Here is a 19,886-nt window from a genome sequence, read left to right on the forward strand (position 1 = left end):
AACAACTATCTCCTACAACTCACGCCTTATTAGTGTTAATTTTTCCTGCGCAATCACTTATTTAATTCCATTGGTATAAGCAATTGAAATTTAGGTATAAAAAAGCCTGTTACTGACGTTACTCTTACTATGAGCAAATCAATGACAGGCATTTTAATATATTGGTATTCACTTTAAGGCTTTAATCTTAATGTTGATGTTGATATCGTTATTAACATTAAGATAGCGATGACCGCTAAATACCTTAATTTAAATTTTTAAACCAATTGTGATGGTCTTTTAATAACCGCTTGTCCGACAATAACACTCTCACCATTAAAGGTCATAGTAGGAGAGCCATAAAGCTCATAACCTTCTTTTAATACTTTAGTGACTTTGCTACAAAATTCAGCATCATCCTTACCTGTAATTAATTTATAATTCTCAATTGAATTCGGCATATTAACCCCTTGTATGAAGCCTATTGAATGAAATCAGCATACAACTATTCACTTCAAAGGCATATTATTACTCAAAAAAATTGTGAATCAACAACTTAGATGTACAAAAAAACGGCATATAGCCGTTTCTTTTTTATCCGATTTAACTTAATTTCAAAATGTGTAAGTTACATTATTATAAACTACGTCCTGATATACTAAATTACGCAGTTAATATAATCCTAAGGACGATATACTTTAACATTATCAAATCCGGCTTCTTTTAAATAAAGGGCTTGTAATTGACTCATTACGCCACGTTCACAATAAAGTAAGTAAGTTTTATCTTGTGCTAATGTTTCAAATTGATTACTTAGTTTGAAGAAAGGTAAATGTTCTACTTCAACTCCCTCAATTTCTAATGGTTTTTCATCTCTTTCGTCAGCAGAACGAATGTCTAATACGACTTCATTAACTTCAAATGCAGAAACAGATTCAACTTCTACCAACTGCTCTTTTGCATCCGTCGCAATATCTTTAATATCTAAGACTTTTGCATCAAAAACAACTTTATCAATGAGAGACATGTCGAAGTTAACTTCTTCCTTCTGAATTTTAGTCATCACCGCTTTAACAGTCGGACGCTGTGAGATAACACCACAATATTCAGGAATTGTTTCAGATATTTCAGCGGTACCAATCTCACGCGCACAATCAATAATATCTTGTTTATCAGTAGCCACTAATGGGCGTAAAATAAGCGTGTCGGTTACTTGGTCAATCACTGATAAGTTACGTAAGGTTTGGCTTGAAACCTGACCTAATGCCTCCCCAGTTACTAACCCTTCGATTTCTAAATTCGCAGCTACTTTTGCCGCAGCGCGCATCATCATCCGTTTTAATACAACGCCCATTTGACCGTTGTCTACTTTTTCTAAGATCTCAGCAACAACGGGTTCAAAAGGAACAGAAACGAATTTAACTCGATGCGACGCACCAAAACGTTCCCAAAGGTGATAAGCGACTTGCTTAACACCAATTTCATGTGCCGCGCCGCCTAAATTAAAGAAACAATAGTGAACACGTGAGCCACGTTTCAATAATTGGTAACTAGATACACCTGAATCAAAACCGCCCGAAATTAATGATAAAACAGATTCTTGTGTTCCTAATGGGAAACCACCTAATCCTTTATGACGTTGATCAACCATAAATAATTTATCTTGATTAATTTCGATATTAACCGTCATATCTGGATTTTTTAATTTAACCGCAAGTGCATCTGTATGTTGATTTAAGCCACCACCAACATAACGTTCAACTTCATTTGATCCAAAGTCATGGGTACCAATACGTTTTGCACGAACACAAAATGTTTTGCCTGCAAGACTATCGCCAAAACACGCTTTTGTTTTCTCGTATATGTCATGAATATCAGTAAAAGTAGATTCAGTCACTTCTAAGAAAAACGCAATACCAGGCGTACTTTGTAAATAATGAATCACCTTAGCTTTATTATCAGGGTCGTCATTTTCACTACGAACGATAATTTTATCCCACTCTAGAATCACTTTAATATCTTCATCATGACGAGTCAGTACGTTACGGATATTGCCTTGTAACATTTTGCTGAAGCGCTTACGCACAGGTTTACTTTTCATCATAATTTCAGGAAAAAGCTTAACGATAAATTTCATGGGTACCACTCTTGGATTCAGGACTGTATTAATTTTGAAGTGCGAATTATACGCACTACTTGGTCGTGCGCAATGATTATACTAATCAGGCTGCTGTAAAGCAGTTAAGTTAACTTCACAACTGCCTTTATTAGCGGCTATATAAAAAATATTGTCTGTAATAGTAATACTAAAATCCATTGTTCGCTCAACCAAAGCCGCTAGTGCTTGAATTTGCTCAAATTCAAATTGATAGACTTCTGCTTTAATGGTTGAGAAATCTTTTTGCGATTGCTTCCACCACACGCCAGATTTAGTATTAAACGTATAGACTTTAGCTACTTTAGCTTGACGACATGCTTTTTTGATACGATCAAAAGTAGGTTCACCTACATCAACCCACAGTAAAAATTCATCACTGTAATTTTTAGCCCAAATATCCGGATCATCAGCTTCACTTAACCCAGTGGTAAAGCTCAAGAATTCTTGATTGTTTAATACAAAAGCTAAGATGCGCGTCACCATGCGTTCTGTGGTTTCAGAAGGATGTTGTGCGACGGTCAAGGCAATCGTTTCATAAATATCATTATCTAAATTCGATACATTAATATTCATTTTAAAAATAGTAGGCTTTAACGCCATTTTGTTTCTCCAAAAAAAAACCACGTTATAAAACGTGGTTTAAAAATATATTAACTAGAATGTTACTTATTCGTTAGCGTTATATCGAGAACTACACGGATGATTTATGTCTAGCTATAATTATAAAAGCTAAGAATATAGCAAATAGAATTGAAGTACTAGGAGCAGGTACTCTTACTAATACTATTCCACCTTGATTTGGGTTAAATGATGCAGAACCACCAAAGATCCATTCTTCCTCATAAATTCCATATGCGCCATCATTAATATAGCCATATGAACGAAACTTTCCAGAATAAGAATCGGGTGAATTTGATGTTCCAAATAAATCTAAAAAATCAATTGTAAACTCAGCACCATAAACATCTTGGTGTAAAACTATATTATCCCCGTTCCAAGGAATGCCTTCCCGTCCATCGATACCTTTATAAGTTTCAATAAAAAGAGTTTCTAGCATGGCAATGGCTTCATCATGAGTCGCTAAACGAAATGCATTACCATAACCCGATTTATCAAATGTTTCGATTGCTTCCTCTTGTGTTAACTCCGATGTAAATGACCAATCTAACCAATCTAATCCATTTATTGTTGTATAAGTACCGTTATCTATCACTTTAGCATATGAAAAATTGTATAAACTACTAAGCGAAATAATCAATACCAATATGATTTTGTTAAATATTTTCATGTTTATCCTTAACAGAATTAAAATTAAAGATTATAAAAGCAAATATAAATAACAATATCAATAAAAATAAACAAATAGTCAATTACAATGTCAAATAAAAGAAGTTTTATGGTGTGCTAATAATTATTTTAAAGTATCTCCAGTTCGATTAACTTAATTCAATTTAGAGTTTAAATTAATGCAATAGTTATTATTTTTACGAAATTTATAATAAAAAGTGGATTTTTTGCAGCGGAATAGATCAGTAATTCATTGTAATTAGCTTTATCAACTCATTTTCAAGGCATAAAAAAACCACGCAGAACGTGGTTTTATAAAGTAATTTTTGAAGTTTAATTAATAAGAATTAAACAGGCATTTTCGCTAATTTAGCACACACTAAATCACCAAATTCAGCAGTACTTACTAAGTTAGCTTCACCTTCTTTAGACAGGTCAGATGTTGAGTAACCATCTTCAAATACACCTTGCATAGCAGCCCAAAGGTTCTTAGCTTCTTTTTCCATCCCAAAGCTCATTTCTAGCATTAATGCTACTGAACCGATCATTGAGTATGGGTTTGCAATGCCTTTACCTGCGATATCTGGCGCAGAACCGTGTGATGGTTCGTAGTAAGATTTTTCAGGACCTTTGCAAGCAGAAGGCATTAGGCCTAAAGAACCTAAGATACCGCCGCCTTGGTCACTTAAGATATCGCCAAACATATTTTCCATTACCATTACGTCAAACATAGTTGGTTTTAAACATAAGTAAGTCGCTGCAGCGTCAACTAAAATATTAACAACTTCAACTTCTGGGAAGTTTTTGCTTTCTTCTTCAACAATTTCATTCCATAAAACGCTTGATTTTAAAACGTTTGATTTATGGATGTTATGCATGATTTTTTTACGTTTCATTGAAACTTCAAAACCAACACGCACGATTTGACGAATTTGGTCTTCATCGTATTCTAATACTTCACGTACATAACGGCGACCTTCAGCGTCAACGCCTGTTTCTTTTTCACCGAAATATAAACCACCCACTAACTCACGAATTAACATGATGTCGATGCCTTCACCTACCACTGACTCTTTAAGAGGAGAAAAGTGAGCCAAACCTTTTGGTAAGTATACTGGACGGAAGTTAGCATAAGTATTGTAACGACGACGTAAAGGTAATAAAGCACCACGTTCAGGCTGCTCATCAACAGGAATTTTTTTAGAGTCTTCGTGATTTAAACCAATCGTACCTTTTAAAATAGCATCTGCTTTATCACATGCTGCTTTAGTCTCTTCAGGGAAAGCTTTGCCTGTTGCAAAGTAAGCAGCAGCACCAAATAATACGTCATTTAATTCAAAGTTAACGTCAGCATTACGTTCTTCAACTAATTTTAAAACTTTTACAGCTTCTTTCATTACTTCAGGACCGATACCGTCGCCTGCTAGTAAAGCAATGTTATATGTTGTCATTCTGATTCCCTAAATGATTTTCGGATTGTATTTCGTGGCACATCATAAAGTAAAAGTGTACTAAATTTCAATTTATGATGGTGTTTTTTCGCATATTTAAGCAAAATTAATGAATATTAAACAGAATAGATTCAAGTAAGGTTAATACGAACGGTCAGTCCTTCTGTATTAACCTTATGAAGAGATATTAAGCTAATTTAACCGCTTTATAATAAAGGATTAAATTATTTATTGCATAATACAGGCAGCAGAGTGTATCTCGTCCCCTTTTAATGTAACGTTTGCCGATGTACAAGCCTCAACAGCAATAGGGCAGCGAGTTCTAAAAACACAACCAGAAGGTGGATTCATCGGTGAAGGTAAGTCCCCTTCCAGCATTTGTATCTTTTTAGCGCGCTCCAATCTAGGATCTGGAATAGGTACGGCTGACATTAATGCTTTGGTATAAGGATGTTTAGGTTCAGCAAACAGAGGTTTACATTCACCAAATTCAACTTCATTACCAAGGTACATCACTAATACACGATCAGATATATGCTTCACAACAGAAAGATCATGCGCGATAAAAATTAAACTAATTCCTAACTCTTTCTGTAAGGATTTAAGTAAATTAACTACCTGAGCCTGAATCGATACATCCAGAGCTGAAACTGGCTCATCACAAATAATCATCTTCGGTTTTAGAATTAAGGCTCTTGCTATACCAATACGTTGACACTGCCCACCTGAAAACTCATGAGGATAACGATTAATCACGTTCGGTAATAAGCCTACTTTATTCATAATATCTTTCACCTGCTCTTTTACTTCAGCTTTAGACAAATGAGGATAAAAAGTACGAAGAGGCTCAGCAACAATATCCCCCACATTCATACGCGGATTTAATGAAGCCAATGGATCTTGAAAAATCATTTGGATTTCTTTACGCTTTTCACGCATCGCTTCGTCATTCAAACTTGCTAGATCTTCTCCTAACCACACAACACTTCCAGAGGTAACAGGTACTAACCCAATAATGGCACGCGCTAATGTTGATTTACCACAACCAGACTCACCTACAACACCCAGTGTTTCACCTTCATATAGCTTAATATTAATACCGTTAACCGCTTTCAAAGGAATTGGTTTTGCCCAAGGTAAAAGTGATTTAGAAGGGATATCAAATTGTACTTTTAAATTTTTAATATCGAGAATTAATTTCTTTTTAATTTCCATTACCAAGACTCCCAGTCAGAAAAACAAGCACGTGAGCGATCCTGTGCAAATGGTGTTAACGTAGGTGTTCCATTACAAATATTTTCTATCGCCCGATGACAGCGATCTTGATAAGGACAACCTTCAGGCAAATTAAGCAAATTCGGCGGATTACCAGGAATCGTGGGCAGCGTATCAGCTTCGCTATCTAAGCGAGGAATAGCTTTTAATAACCCCTCTGTATATGGATGACTCGGTCGATAAAAAATATCCTCAACTGACCCATATTCCATCGTTCTTCCAGCATACATAACTAATACTTTATCGCAGCTACCTGCCACAACGCCTAAATCATGGGTGATCATGATAATAGCTGTATTGAATTGATGCTTTAATTCGTTCAATAAGTCCATAATTTGCGCTTGAATAGTCACATCGAGTGCAGTGGTAGGTTCATCAGCAATTAATAATTTTGGACGACATAACAGTGCCATGGCAATCATCACTCGTTGACGCATACCGCCTGAAAACTCATGCGGGTACATATTAATGCGACTTCTTGCTTCAGGAATTTTAACCGCCTCAAGCATTTTTATCGATTCTTCAAATGCTTCTTTTTTACTCATTTTTTTATGTAGTATCAATACTTCCATCATTTGTGCACTGACCTTCATATACGGGTTAAGTGACGTCATTGGATCTTGAAATATCATCGCAATTTGTTCAGCACGTACTTTATTTAATTCTTTTTCAGGTAGGTTTAGAATTTCATTGCCTTCAAACTTAGCACTGCCCGAAATAATGCCATTTTTTGCTAATAGGCCCATTAAGGCGAATACTGTTTGTGACTTACCTGAACCCGACTCCCCGACTATGCCCAAGGTTTCTCCTGGCTGTAGTGAAAAATTCAAATCATTAACTGCCGTGACATTACCATCTTGAGTAGTAAATTCGACGTGCAGATCTTTAACATCTAATAAATTCATATTCTGTTCCTCAATGCCACTATCGGTCTTTTGGATCTAACGCATCACGAAGACCGTCGCCAATGTAGTTAAAACAAAATAATGTAATAACCATGAATCCAGCAGGAAAAGCTAACTGCCATATAGCGACTTCCATGCTTTGCGCACCTTCTTGTAACAATGCGCCCCAACTGGTCATTGGCTCCTGTACCCCTAGCCCTAAAAAGCTTAAGAAAGACTCAGTTAGAATCATGCTAGGCACTAGTAGTGTTGAATAAACAGCAACAATTCCTAATACGTTTGGAATGATATGTCGCCTAATAATGTTCCACTTACTCACGCCAGAAACATGCGCAGCTTCGATAAACTCCTTACCCCGTAAACTTAAAGTCTGACCACGTACAATACGTGCCATATCTAACCAAGCGATCGCGCCAATAGCAATAAAGATGAGGACGATATTACGACCAAAAAAAGTAACCAATACAATCACTAAAAACATAAATGGAATTGAATAAAGTACTTCTAAAATACGCATCATAATACGGTCTACTTTACCGCCCATAAAGCCAGAAGTAGCACCATATACAGTCCCTATAATGACAGCAACCAATGCACCTAAAACTCCGACCATCATTGAGATTCGTCCGCCAATCAAAGTGCGAACAAAGAGATCTCTTCCTAAACTATCAGTGCCAAATAAATGATCCGAAGATGGTGGCTGGTGCAAGGCATACCAATCAGTATCGTCATAAGAAAATTCACTTAACATAGGGACAATTATCACAGCAATAATAATGGCGGTGAGGATGAAAAGACTCAACATAGCCGCTTTATTACGCATAAAACGGATACGTGCATCTTGCCAAAGGCTTCGACCTTTAATCTCTAAATCAGTAGATAAATTATCAAGGACTTGGGCGTTTTTTTTCTTAATAAACATAAAAGCTATCCTTTAATAACGAATTTTTGGATCGACATAAGCTAATAAAATATCAACGATGGCATTAAATACGATGAACAATAATCCAATCAGAATGGTAATCCCCATGACTAACGAATAATCACGATTAAAGGCAGCATTAACAAACAACTTACCGATACCCGGTAAACCAAAAATAGTCTCAATTACCACCGAACCAGTAATAATTCCAACGAAAGCAGGTCCCATATAAGAAACAACAGGCAACATGGCAGGTTTTAAAGCATGTCGTAAAACAATATAAGAAAAACTTAACCCTTTAGCGCGAGCAGTTCTAATGAAGTTACTGTTGAGCGTTTCAATCATACTGCCGCGCGTGATACGGGCAAAAGTGGCCACATACATCATTGCCATCCCTAACACAGGCAACACCATATATTGGATAGAACCATCAAACCAACCACCAGCAGGAAACCAACCTAAATTAATAGAGAAAATATAAATAAGTACGGGAGCAAGCACAAAAGAAGGCATGACGATACCTAACATTGAAGTCGACATCAGTCCATAATCTAACCAAGTATTTTGTTTCAATGCTGCGAGAGCTCCGATTGCAACACCACAGATGAGAGAAAAGATAAAAGCAAAGACGCCTATTTTTGCCGATACAGGTAAAGCAGCAACAACCAATTCATTAACGGTAAAATCTTGATACTTAAAAGATGGACCTAAATCACCCTTAAGTACATTGGTTAAATAAGTAGTGTATTGTTCAAACACTGGCTTATCTAAACCATATTTAGCATTAATATTCTCCATTACTTGTGGGGGTAATTCACGTTCACTAGAAAAAGGATTCCCGGGAGCAAAACGCATTAAGAAAAAAGAGACAGTGATCAACACTAATAAAGTAGGGATCGCTTCAATGAATCTCTTTAAGATAAATTTAAACATAAGTTTCTCGATTGAATAGATCACACTAAACAAGGTTAAATTTGTTTAGTGTGATTCAAAAATGAAAATGAGGGCAATCCACCCTCTAATATATTAAATAAAACAACTAAAATTTAATCTGCTTTGATGTAGATATTTTTAGAGTAGTTTTTATCTTCGGCATTATTATAGAAATAACCACCGACATGAGGGTTCAATAGACGAGCTTTAACATATTGATAGATAGGAATAATAGGCATATCTTTAGCTAATAATGTTTCTTGAGCATAATATAGTTTCTGACGCTCTTCCTCTGAAGTACTTAACGTTGCTTGCTCTGTTAACTTATCATATTCAGCACTTTGATAATGTACACCACCTGTTGTGTTACTACCTTCCATCAATGATGTAAAGGTAGAGGCTTCATTATAATCGCCACACCATGAGGCACGAGCAGCTTGAAAGTCACCTTGATTTTTAGTCTCTAAGTAAGTTTTCCACTCTTGATTTTCAAGTGTCACCTCTCCCCCTAATGTCTTCTTCCACATTGATGCAATCGCGACAGCCAATTTTTTATGGTTTTCACTAGTATTATATAAAAGTGAAAATTTCAGTGGATTAGATGCGTTATAACCCGCTTCTTCTAATAAGGCTTTCGCTTTTGTATTACGTTCTTTTTGCGTTAACTTAGCATAAGGGGGTAATACGGGATCAAAGTGGGCAACAATCTCGGGTGTTAGCCCATAAGCAGGTTTTTCACCTTTACCTAATAAGAATTTAGCAATAACATTTCTATCTATCGCATAAGACACTGCTTGACGAACACGTACATCATCAAACGGCGCTTTATGTGTATTTAAACTGTAGTAATAAGTACATAAATCACCTTTTATCGTCAACGATTCTGGGTATTCTTTTTCTAATCGTTTAAAATGCTCATTAGGTAATTCATACGTCATGTCAATTTCACCCGCAAGAAAGCGGTTCATTTCTGCCACATAGTTTTCCAGTGGTAAATAAGTGACTTTGGTTAATACTGTTTTATCATTATCCCAGTAGTTTTTATTAGGGGTCATTTCAATGCGTTCATTAACCACCCATTTACTCATCACAAAAGCGCCATTACCAACAAAATTTTCAGGTTTAGTCCATTGGTCACCAAACTTTTCAATCGTTGCTTTATGCACAGGCATCATAGTTGTGTGAGCCATCATCATCACAAAATAGGGAACTGCCGATGATAAATTCACTTCAAAGGTAGTGTCATCAATTGCTTTAACCCCCAAAGTGCTTTTATCTTTTTTACCTGCAATGATATCCGATGCATTCAACATCGTTGTCATATCTAGATACCATGAGTAAGGGGAAGCGGTCGCAGGGTCAACAGCACGTTGAAAGCTGTAAACAAAATCATGCGCTGTCACTGGGTCACCATTTGACCATTTGGCATCTTTACGTAAGTAAAAGGTAAAGGTTTTATTGTCCGTCGTTTCCCAACGTTCTGCAACACCAGGAATGGTATTGCCATCAGCATCTTGTGTCACTAGACCTTCTAACAGATCAAGAATAACATTTGACTCAGGAACGCCTTGCGTTTTATGTGGGTCGATAGAAGCCACTTCAGAACCGTTCCCTTTTACGAACTCTTGTTTCGCAGCGAGTTTAGTACCTTCAGGCACATCAGCAGCAAACGCTGTAAAAGAGGTAGCGGCAAAAGAAAGACCAAGCCCTAGCATTAATGCTTTTGTTATTTTATTTTTATTCACAATTAATTCCTTGAGTTGTATAAATTTACTGAATTTTTAAATATCAAACTTACGTTAATTTTTTAATTAGATGGTTCAGATTAGTGCTCACAAGTTAATAATTATTAGAAGAAGCACTAAAACACTTATAAAAAGTAAGTGCAATATAAGGTCCAACAATTAAAACCTTTATTATCAATAAGATAGAGATTCTCTGTTTTTATCATTTTACTTTTTGCACCAAACAAGTGCTATAAATCAATAATTTAGAGCAAATTAATCAAACTCATAATACGTTCGAGCTGAAAAGATACTTTGATCTCACTAGGCAGAATTATAATTTATCGAGTAAATTAGCGGGGGTTGAGGCTTACATATAAAAATATTAATCAATTGATTAATAAACTTAAAAATGGAAATAGAAATAAAAGGAAAATGGCATTAAAGCAAATACTACGTAGTGATTTAATAGAATGCTATTTATTAGAATCTAGTTTAATCGCTATTTTAAAGATGAGGAGCAGGTTAAGAGTATCAATTTTAATTCAAAGCAGCGCAATATTACTGATTAAATAAAACCACTTTGCAGTAGAAACTCTGTAAAGGAGATGAGACTAAAAGAGTTAACGTTTTATAGTAATACCAATCACAATAAATAGCTTATCTATTTTACTTGTTAAAACAGCCCACTTCTTCGTTGTAAATTTAGTAAAGGAACAGCCATTAAAGCCAATTTACGCCTTGAATTGAGCTGTTTTCCAGCGAAAAATTTAGATAACATATTTAATGTAATCGGTATAAATCCTTTTAGAATAGATTTTCTGATTGTGCATATTACTCAGTTATGATCGATCAAAAGGCAAACTATAATATTAGTGTACCTAAATGAAGAGTGGTCATGAGAAAATAAATCCTCTTCATTCTAGCAGTCTCTACAAATAAAAAGGGTCATCCGGTATATATGAACTTCAATGTTATTGAAGATTTTCACTTAATTAGAGGCGGCACATTGGTCTAAGAAACATTTAGCCGAAGGGAGTATTGTTGTCTCTGATGGGCTTGTTTTACAGCGGCTCATAAAACAAAATGTAATTACTTTAGTACCGCTAATGACAGTGGCTCTGACAGCATTACTAAAGAACAGTTTATTTGGGTTTAACACAATGAGAGAAAATGTAAAAATTCAATAACAAGTTCTTATCACTCAATTAATGCCAAGTATTTAGCTGAATACTGTTATAGGTTCAATTGTCGCTTTACTGTTAAAGATATATTGACCCTATTTATACACGTTGCAATACGTACTCCGCCTATGCCACACCGATGTTTAAGCATGGCTAAGCTTTATAAGTAATCAGGTAGATTTTTAACACGTTCAGATCATCAATCTATCACTTTTCTTAAACAGGGTTATCAATATCGATAAAGGTGACATCAAATCCCATTTCAGCAGCTAACCATTCACCTAATGCTTTTGCACCATAGCGTTCCGTAGCATGGTGCCCTGCAGCAAAATAATGAATGCCCATCTCTTTTGCAATATGCACGGTACGCTCAGATATTTCACCGCTGATAAACGCATCAATGCCTTGCTCTGCGGCGATGGTAATATAATCTTGTCCGCCACCAGTACACCATGCAATGGTTTTAATTTCAGGCTTTCCACCATCAATCCATAATGGTTCACGGTTAAGTTTTTCTGTAATCGAGTTAATTAATTCACTCGGCGTTACTGCTTGTTCAAACTTACCGACACGCCCTACGCTTCGTTTGTCCCATGGTTCTAATGGGCGGCGATCAGTGATCCCTAATAAATCGGCTAATTGTTTGTTATTACCTAATTCAGGATGAACATCGAGTGGTAAGTGATACGCATATAAGTTAATGCCGTTCTCAATTAACGCTTTAATTCGATTATATTTCATTCCCACAATCTGTTGAGATTCACCTTTCCAGAAAAAACCATGGTGCACAAGAATGGCATCTGCATTGTGTTCTATTGCTGCATCAATGAGCGCTTGATTAGCTGTTACACCGGTAATGATTTTTTTAACTTGCTCACGCCCTTCAATTTGCAATCCATTAGGGCAATAATCCTTGAATTGGTGTATTTCTAAGAATTGATCGAGCTTGTTTGCGAGTTTACGATTATTCATATGCTTCACTTTTAAATAGAGGTCTTTATAGCCCAATAGACATAGCGATTAAAGCTAAGCTATCAAAGCTAGGTAATAAGTCATAATAAAGAAGTTATTAATGCTATTGAAGCTTTTTAACAAATTCAAACGCACCGAGATCAGGTTGAGTTCCTTCGTACGATAAAGAAATCATATCGCCCTTTTGCCAAGAGACGATTTTATCTAACGTTAAAAGATTCGATTTTCGATCAATATTAACAATGGTCGCACTTTGTAAGCTGCTATTCTCTGCAGATTGAATCATGATTTGATCACCAGACTCACCTTCAATGCCGGCACCGTCGTAGAAAAATTGACTATCTTGCACTTCAACTTGCAACCCTTTCCCACTGTCACTAATAATTTTGCTTAACATAACCCCAGCATCAATCATCGGACTGTTCGCTGAGAGTTGATAATTGTGTTTAGTTTGCTCAACGAATAAAGGGTCTTTAGCTAAGGTATCTTTGAATTGCACAGGGATAAAACTCCCTTCGAAATCATAAACACTCATTTTATTTGCAACGCCCCATAACCCAATGACTTGATCGCTTTTATCACTGGCAATATTGTTACGCACAAACCATTGATCGCCCTCTTTTCTACTAAATAAAATTTGAGTCGCATTTTGGGTATTGCACTGGCTTGCTCCCACACCTTGGTTGTTCCATAAAATATTGTTTACAAACTGATTATCTTCAAATTTTTCTATCCAACGACCAACCGCAATACCTACACACCAATTATCATGAAACGTATTATTATAAATACGATTACTATAAGTGTAAGCAGCTTCTGTCCGATAACTGGCGAGACTAAACCCCACATTGGTATGATAAAAAGTATTAAAGCGAATAATGCCATGTTGTCCAGCATATTGAATACCATTGCCGCCACTCGTTGAATAGTAACGGACAGCATCTTTAAAAACGTTATGCTCGATGAGATTATATTGACTGGCATCTAATACTGGCGCTGGTTGCTTGAAACGTCCATTCCCATGCCAATCCATCGTTCCTTCTTCACAATCAAATACCGCACCTAACTTTTGCTTTTTATTACTAAAGACATTGTTTCTAATAACATTGAAGCTACCACATTTGATATTCCAAATATCGTGACCCGCTAGCGTCATTATATTACCTTCAACCCGATTATAATTTGAATGTACAAGTGATAATAAATCGGTACCTTTCTGAAAACGGTTATCAATTATCTGATTATGATGGCTAAACGCGATATACAACCCACCACGTTTACTGGCATTTTCACCTTCATTATAAATAGTCGAACCAGTGAAATCATTGTTTGAAAATATATTATGGTGCGCGTTTAAAAAGCGTCCAAAGCCAATACTATCGGTCACGGTAATGCCATTAACGACAATATAAGAGACCTCATCTAACCAAATCGCACCGTATGCTTGTCGTTGATCAATAGAGTCTACGCCTTTAATACGTACTTGTTCATTCTGATAAGCACTAAAACCAATATAGGCTTTTTCATTACCTGACATACTCACATGTAATGCTTGTTGATAGTCACCTTGTCGTATTAAAAATAGGATTCCAGGCTTAGCTATTTTAGTGGCATCAGAGAGTTGAGAGACAGACAATTGATCTCCTTTGCCACATAAACGGGTTTCTGGATCATACTGCTGACAACTTTGATTTAATGTTGAATCAACAAAAATCGTTTCTGTAAAAGCGGGTAAATTAAACCTATTTATCAATTGCTCCACAGTTGAATCAACGGCCGGTTTAGCTTGTAAAGGAGTGATCATTAGAAAGTTGGTTAAAACCCAAGTCGTTAATAAAATAGAACAATTTAATAACCGAAACATCGGAGGCCCTTTTGCTGTGTTAAAGCAGAGAATGAATATACGAAAGAGGAGATAAGAAATATAACAAGAATAGCGGCATCTCATTGATAATCAAGATAGGTAAGTACCATTTTATGATTTAAATTATTGGTTTGAAGTTGATTATCGAAAAAAGAAGAGTATTACAAATAACCTGCTTTTAATAAAATGAAGCAATCTATAGAAGCATAAAAAGGAAGGTGTTAACTCAGTAACACTGAATTAACACCTTAAACAGTGCCTTAGCTAATGCCTTGTGTAACACCTTAAAAAATATATTCAAAACACCTTAAACAATAACCTAAGCAATGATTCCTATTGTCGTAAGTACTTAACAAATATAATTATTTGGAATAATAAAAGAAAATTGACTACCTTCTCCCACATTACTTTCAATCTGTAATTTAGTGTCATAATGAGATAATGCATGCTTCACAATAGACAACCCTAAACCAGACCCTCCAGTATCACGAGAACGAGAAGCATCAACACGATAAAAACGTTCTGTTAAATGTAAGATATGTTCAGGCGCAATACCATCTCCGGTATCCATCACACAAAAGTAAGCTCCCTCAGGTAACTTTTTCCATAACACTTTAATACATCCGCCTTCAGGGGTGTAGTTAATCGCGTTATAAACTAAATTAGACATTGCACTACGCAATTGCATTTCATCGCCCACCACTGAAAGCTTAGGATCCATTTTAAATTGTATTGATTGTGATTTTTTACGACCTAATGCAATCGCTTCACTTTCAATTTGAGTTAATAAGGCAGGGATATTAATGCTTTCATGAAAATCTAATGTTGCTGCCCCTTCTATTTTTGACAACGTCATTAGCTGTTCTACTAATGCACACATTCTTGCGGTTTGTTGGTCTAACACTTGAATCGTTTTTAATTGCATTTTGTCGTCTTGCGCACTCATTTCCAATATTTCTATGTAGCCTTGCAAAACGGTTAAGGGAGTACGTAACTCATGGGAGACATTAGCCACAAAATGACGCCTATTTTCATCCATTTGACGGTAAGTTGTGACATCACGAACGATCAATAAACGTTGATTCTTCGCATAAGGCATCACCCTAAATTCAAGTAATTTATCACTATTAATAGGTGACACGAGATCTAAAGGTTCGTTATAAACATCGCTGCGTAAGTAATTAACAAAATCAGGGTGGCGGATTAAATTAGTAATATTTTCGCCAGCATCTTCGGGCCATTTAAAACCCAATTGAAATTGAGCTAGGCGATTACACCACACAATTTCACCTTCTTTTTTAAACACCACTACTGCGTCAGGTAATGCTTCCGAACCTTCACGAAAACGACTAATCACATTCGCTAAATTATTACGTCGTTTACGATGTCTTTGCTGCATATTGTGAATACCAATATAGGCATGTTCCCATACTGATTTACCAGGTGGTAGTACCGTACTTTTGCTGACCCATAACCAATCATTTAACTTTTTTAGAAAATAATAATGCCAAGCATTATGCAGCACCGTAGTAACGAGTAACAACTCCAGTAACAATTCGGTGAATAAACCCAAAATAATCACTGGGAGATACACTAAAAAAATCGCCCAGAATAACTGCTTCCATGTATATACTTTCAAATGGGATACTCTTTATTGAAATTAATCTAACTAATCATCTCGACCTAATAGTACTTATTGATGATATAAGCCATTAACCATTATGAACGAGTTGAAAAGCGATAACCCGCACCACGTACTGTTTGCACCAAATGATCATGGTCAGCTAATGCCTTACGTAAGCGACGAATATGGACATCTACAGTGCGATCTTCAACATAAACGTTAGTACCCCATACATTATTTAGTAACTGCTCACGACTATAAACTCGCTCTGGGTGCGTCATAAAAAAATGTAGTAATTTAAACTCAGTAGGTCCCATTTCTAAGGGCGTATTATTTAGTGTGGCACGATGAGAAATTGGGTCTAGTTTTAGCTTACCTACTTTCAGTGTGTCATCTAATGAAGTTGGATTAACACGACGCATCACCGTTTTAAGGCGAGCCATTAATTCTTTAGGAGAAAAAGGTTTGGTTACATAATCGTCTGCACCATTTTCTAAACCACGCACTTTATCTTCTTCTTCACCACGTGCAGTTAACATCACAACGGGGATTTGGCGTAATATTTCATCTTGTTTTAAAAACTTCAATAATTGAATACCACTACCACCAGGGAACATCCAATCTAATAAAATAAGATCTGGATAAGGTTCATGTAGATAACTTAAAGCGGCTTGATAATTATCAGCTTCTAATGTCTCATAACCATGCTGCTCTAATACAAAACTCAGCATATCTCGGATTGCCACTTCATCTTCAACTACTAAAATTCGACTTGCCATTAAGTTTACCTATTTATTGTGTATTCTAAATATGAGTATTATCACCAGTAACTATGACAGTTATATGACAAGTGTATGCAAACTGTAATATAATCAATACTTTATTTAAAAAACAACTACTTGTAACTCATATTTCTGTATAAAATAGATAATAGGACCTTACAAATCTATCATTTCACGAATATTACTGTTTATTTCACTTATTAAGTTAAAGTTTATAAATGATGGCATGACTTAATCACTAAGCACACTATCATCAAAATATTTTTGCTTAAACAACGTTAAAGGTAAAGGTTTAGAAAATAGATACCCCTGGCCAAACTGGCAACCTAAATTAGCTAATATCATTCTTTGTTCTTCGTTCTCTATTCCTTCTGCAATCACTTGAATAGATAGGTGTTGTGCTAACATAATCATTATTTGGCATAAATCACGACTATTACTCTCTGTTTCTAAATCGTCTACAAATGATTTATCAATTTTTAGAATGTCTACATCCATTTTTTGTAAATAAGATAAAGATGAGTAACCGACACCAAAGTCATCAATAGCAATAGGAACACCTTGTTTCTTTAGTTTAGTTAACTGAGAGCGAACACTTTCCTCACTTTCCATCAATAAATTTTCAGTTATTTCTACAATAATCGCATCATGGCTCAAGCCCAGTCCTGCCACATATTCAAACCAATGGCTCATCCATTGTCCGCCATCTTTGAACTGTATAGGCGAAACATTAACACTTATCTGAAAATGCTCGTCAGCACCTAACTTTTTCAAATCAGCTAAATCTTGAGCAGCAGTACGTGCTACCCATTCTCCAATTTCAACGATCAACCCAACTTCTTCAGCAACTGAAATAAACTCTAACGGCGGAACCATACCTCTTACAGGATGGTGCCAACGAATCAGCGCCTCTGCTTTTCGAATTTTATTAGTTGATAAATCAATAATAGGTTGATAATAAAGTTCAAATTCGTTGTTGACGATACTACTACGTAAATCATCAATTAACTCACGTTTTTTAAGCACATCGTCTAACATAATTGCATTAAAGAAATGATGGCAGTTTCTACCTGTTTCTTTAGATTTATACATTGCTAAATCTGCATATTTAACGATGTTTTCTACTGTATTTCCATCATCAGGATAAGTTGCAATACCGATACTGACGGTGACATAAACATGTTTATTTTTAATGCTAAAACCACCAGCCAAACGATGATGTATATCAATAGCTATTTGATTAATGGTGGCTTTATTTGAAAAATTTTCTACTAATATAATGAATTCATCACCACCCAATCGCGCTAAAATAGCTGATTCAGGTAATGCATCAGCAATACATCTACTCACATCAATTAAAAGAAGGTCGCCATAATCGTGCCCCATCGTGTCGTTAATTTCTTTAAAACCATCAAGATCTAACCCTAAAATAGCAAAGTTCATTTCACTCGCATGGTTAATTAAATCTGATAATTTATCTAAGATAAATCGACGGTTTGGTAGACCAGACAGAGGATCACTAAAAGCTTGCGTTGTCAGCTGGCTATTAGCAACTTTTAAAGCATTAGTTCTTTGTAGTACTTTTTCTTCTAGGGAGTGGTCCCGTTGTTCAATTGTTTCAAGCATTAAGTTAAAACAAGAAGCAAGATTACCTACTTCATCAGTTGATAATACTTTTGAACGTAGATTGTAATTATTGGTTTTGGTAACATGCTCTGCAACAGTTGCGAGGTGAGTTAATGGGTAAATAAGATTTTTACGTAAGAATAAAGACAGGATAAAGCTGAGTATTAGAATCAACACTAATATACCCAGTAAAAAAACACTAAAAAACATTAAACTTTGCTCAATTAAAGAATAATCTGCTTTGATGGTTAATGTTCCGTAATCTACCCCTTTCATTGTTAATGGTATTTTAACTATCATTAAATTAGTGAATATTTTCACATCATTATTTTTTTGTGAAAAGATCCCTACAAATACTTTCCCAGATGTATCTTCTACTCTCGCACTAACAATATTACTTTGCTCTAATAAAGGTTTTATCTGTTCTTTTGCACTCACTTCATCCTGAAAGATAAGTGTGGCAGTTAAATTAGGCGCTAAAATGTTTGCAATAGAATTAAGCCTAGATTGTTCCGCTTTCGTCACAGCATTAAGTTCATAAATAGTAAATATAACTGCAATGGTAATAGTGCTAAACAAAGCAACGACCATCAATATCATTAACAATTTAGCATTTAATGAACCGAATAATGTCCGCCGTACAGTCATTAAAGCTCCCTCTCGTGAATTCTACCTAAACGCAATACTTTAGAACTCATATTAATACCTGATTTTTTCAATTTTATTGGATCAATTTCAAAACGAACCTTACCACCAATGATGAAGAAATTAATATGTCCGCCAGATGAAAGAAAATTATCAAACTCTCCTACTAACATCAAATTTGAAAAAGTTTCTTTTTTAAATAAAACAGCCCATTTATCAATATCATGTTTGGATATGAATAAGGTATCACAATCAGCTATACCTCCCTCTTCAGAAGTTAAAAGATTTACCATAATAGGGCGGTTTTTAATAGTAAGGTCCTTCAGTGTATTTCGAGCGGCAGCAATAAATTCAGGGTTAAAACTGCATATATTGTAGCTGCTATTAACACCAGGGTTGAACCAATCGCCATCAGAATACCGCGCAAAGTTATAGAGAAAGCCTGATTTTATGGCATCCTCTCTCGGTGTTGCAGCCGTCTCCCCTGACATAAAAAATATCACGAGAAACAATTTAATAATAAATAGTCTATGCAAACTCTGCATCATAAATGAC

At 35.6% G+C, this 19,886-nt stretch carries 16 protein-coding genes; all 16 read right to left on the reverse strand.

Annotated features, from left to right (window positions below):
• Nucleotides 1-257 precede the first annotated feature (257 nt).
• The 16 genes from V6255_RS14665 to V6255_RS14740 all read right to left on the reverse strand — a co-directional run bounded on the left by V6255_RS14665 (nucleotide 258) and on the right by V6255_RS14740 (nucleotide 19,879).
• Nucleotides 258-440 carry a DUF1737 domain-containing protein gene (locus V6255_RS14665; protein ID WP_341628839.1) on the reverse strand — a complete coding sequence of 61 codons (183 nt, stop codon included), beginning with the start codon at nucleotides 438-440 and terminating at the stop codon, nucleotides 258-260.
• Nucleotides 441-661: 221 nt separating this feature from the next.
• Complete coding sequence (gene thiI, locus V6255_RS14670; RefSeq protein WP_341628840.1) at nucleotides 662-2,116, reverse strand: tRNA uracil 4-sulfurtransferase ThiI; 1,455 nt, start codon at nucleotides 2,114-2,116, stop codon at nucleotides 662-664.
• A gap of 81 nt (nucleotides 2,117-2,197) precedes the next feature.
• On the reverse strand, nucleotides 2,198-2,737 hold the full coding sequence (locus tag V6255_RS14675) for a YaeQ family protein (protein ID WP_341628841.1): 540 nt from the start codon (nucleotides 2,735-2,737) through the stop codon (nucleotides 2,198-2,200).
• Nucleotides 2,738-2,828: 91 nt separating this feature from the next.
• Nucleotides 2,829-3,425: a hypothetical protein gene (locus tag V6255_RS14680; protein ID WP_341628842.1), complete on the reverse strand. Its 597-nt coding sequence runs from the start codon at nucleotides 3,423-3,425 to the stop codon at nucleotides 2,829-2,831.
• A gap of 346 nt (nucleotides 3,426-3,771) precedes the next feature.
• Nucleotides 3,772-4,875, reverse strand: a complete 1,104-nt coding sequence (gene leuB / locus V6255_RS14685; protein WP_025563556.1) for a 3-isopropylmalate dehydrogenase — start codon at nucleotides 4,873-4,875, stop codon at nucleotides 3,772-3,774.
• A gap of 228 nt (nucleotides 4,876-5,103) precedes the next feature.
• On the reverse strand, nucleotides 5,104-6,090 hold the full coding sequence (oppF, locus tag V6255_RS14690; RefSeq protein ID WP_341628843.1) for a murein tripeptide/oligopeptide ABC transporter ATP binding protein OppF: 987 nt from the start codon (nucleotides 6,088-6,090) through the stop codon (nucleotides 5,104-5,106).
• Entirely contained in the window at nucleotides 6,090-7,055 is a 966-nt protein-coding gene (locus tag V6255_RS14695; RefSeq protein WP_341628844.1) for an ABC transporter ATP-binding protein, read from the reverse strand. Before V6255_RS14695 ends, oppF begins: the two co-directional genes overlap by 1 nt.
• A gap of 19 nt (nucleotides 7,056-7,074) precedes the next feature.
• Complete coding sequence (oppC, locus tag V6255_RS14700; protein ID WP_341628845.1) at nucleotides 7,075-7,977, reverse strand: oligopeptide ABC transporter permease OppC; 903 nt, start codon at nucleotides 7,975-7,977, stop codon at nucleotides 7,075-7,077.
• A 12-nt stretch (nucleotides 7,978-7,989) separates the two neighbouring features.
• Nucleotides 7,990-8,910, reverse strand: coding sequence for an oligopeptide ABC transporter permease OppB (gene oppB, locus V6255_RS14705; protein ID WP_341628846.1), 921 nt, complete (start codon nucleotides 8,908-8,910; stop codon nucleotides 7,990-7,992).
• A 113-nt stretch (nucleotides 8,911-9,023) separates the two neighbouring features.
• Nucleotides 9,024-10,655: an ABC transporter substrate-binding protein gene (locus V6255_RS14710; RefSeq protein WP_341628847.1), complete on the reverse strand. Its 1,632-nt coding sequence runs from the start codon at nucleotides 10,653-10,655 to the stop codon at nucleotides 9,024-9,026.
• A 1,379-nt stretch (nucleotides 10,656-12,034) separates the two neighbouring features.
• On the reverse strand, nucleotides 12,035-12,790 hold the full coding sequence (locus V6255_RS14715; RefSeq protein ID WP_341628848.1) for a Nif3-like dinuclear metal center hexameric protein: 756 nt from the start codon (nucleotides 12,788-12,790) through the stop codon (nucleotides 12,035-12,037).
• Between the two features lie 103 nt (nucleotides 12,791-12,893).
• A complete protein-coding gene (locus V6255_RS14720; protein ID WP_341628849.1) occupies nucleotides 12,894-14,654 on the reverse strand; it encodes a NosD domain-containing protein in 1,761 nt (586 codons plus the stop codon).
• 349 nt (nucleotides 14,655-15,003) lie between these two features.
• Nucleotides 15,004-16,293, reverse strand: coding sequence for a phosphate regulon sensor histidine kinase PhoR (gene phoR, locus V6255_RS14725; RefSeq protein ID WP_341628850.1), 1,290 nt, complete (start codon nucleotides 16,291-16,293; stop codon nucleotides 15,004-15,006).
• Between the two features lie 80 nt (nucleotides 16,294-16,373).
• Nucleotides 16,374-17,057, reverse strand: coding sequence for a phosphate regulon transcriptional regulator PhoB (gene phoB / locus V6255_RS14730; protein ID WP_341628851.1), 684 nt, complete (start codon nucleotides 17,055-17,057; stop codon nucleotides 16,374-16,376).
• 234 nt (nucleotides 17,058-17,291) lie between these two features.
• Nucleotides 17,292-19,334, reverse strand: a complete 2,043-nt coding sequence (locus V6255_RS14735) for an EAL domain-containing protein (RefSeq protein WP_341628852.1) — start codon at nucleotides 19,332-19,334, stop codon at nucleotides 17,292-17,294.
• Nucleotides 19,334-19,879, reverse strand: coding sequence for a YfiR family protein (locus V6255_RS14740; protein WP_341628853.1), 546 nt, complete (start codon nucleotides 19,877-19,879; stop codon nucleotides 19,334-19,336). The genes V6255_RS14735 and V6255_RS14740 overlap by 1 nt, the downstream gene beginning before the upstream one ends.
• Nucleotides 19,880-19,886: the final 7 nt, after the last annotated feature.

Source organism: Psychromonas arctica (assembly GCF_038155225.1).
Taxonomy (GTDB): Bacteria; Pseudomonadota; Gammaproteobacteria; order Enterobacterales; family Psychromonadaceae; genus Psychromonas; species Psychromonas arctica_B.

Bases quoted from the DNA above. Each gene is read 5' to 3' on its own strand.
- V6255_RS14665 (WP_341628839.1), bottom strand. From the start codon at position 440: ATGCCGAATTCAATTGAGAATTATAAATTAATTACAGGTAAGGATGAT.
- thiI (WP_341628840.1), bottom strand. From the start codon at position 2,116: ATGAAATTTATCGTTAAGCTTTTTCCTGAAATTATGATGAAAAGTAAA.
- V6255_RS14675 (WP_341628841.1), bottom strand. From the start codon at position 2,737: ATGGCGTTAAAGCCTACTATTTTTAAAATGAATATTAATGTATCGAAT.
- V6255_RS14680 (WP_341628842.1), bottom strand. From the start codon at position 3,425: ATGAAAATATTTAACAAAATCATATTGGTATTGATTATTTCGCTTAGT.
- leuB (WP_025563556.1), bottom strand. From the start codon at position 4,875: ATGACAACATATAACATTGCTTTACTAGCAGGCGACGGTATCGGTCCT.
- oppF (WP_341628843.1), bottom strand. From the start codon at position 6,090: ATGGAAATTAAAAAGAAATTAATTCTCGATATTAAAAATTTAAAAGTA.
- V6255_RS14695 (WP_341628844.1), bottom strand. From the start codon at position 7,055: ATGAATTTATTAGATGTTAAAGATCTGCACGTCGAATTTACTACTCAA.
- oppC (WP_341628845.1), bottom strand. From the start codon at position 7,977: ATGTTTATTAAGAAAAAAAACGCCCAAGTCCTTGATAATTTATCTACT.
- oppB (WP_341628846.1), bottom strand. From the start codon at position 8,910: ATGTTTAAATTTATCTTAAAGAGATTCATTGAAGCGATCCCTACTTTA.
- V6255_RS14715 (WP_341628848.1), bottom strand. From the start codon at position 12,790: ATGAATAATCGTAAACTCGCAAACAAGCTCGATCAATTCTTAGAAATA.
- V6255_RS14720 (WP_341628849.1), bottom strand. From the start codon at position 14,654: ATGTTTCGGTTATTAAATTGTTCTATTTTATTAACGACTTGGGTTTTA.
- phoB (WP_341628851.1), bottom strand. From the start codon at position 17,057: ATGGCAAGTCGAATTTTAGTAGTTGAAGATGAAGTGGCAATCCGAGAT.
- V6255_RS14735 (WP_341628852.1), bottom strand. From the start codon at position 19,334: ATGACTGTACGGCGGACATTATTCGGTTCATTAAATGCTAAATTGTTA.
- V6255_RS14740 (WP_341628853.1), bottom strand. From the start codon at position 19,879: ATGATGCAGAGTTTGCATAGACTATTTATTATTAAATTGTTTCTCGTG.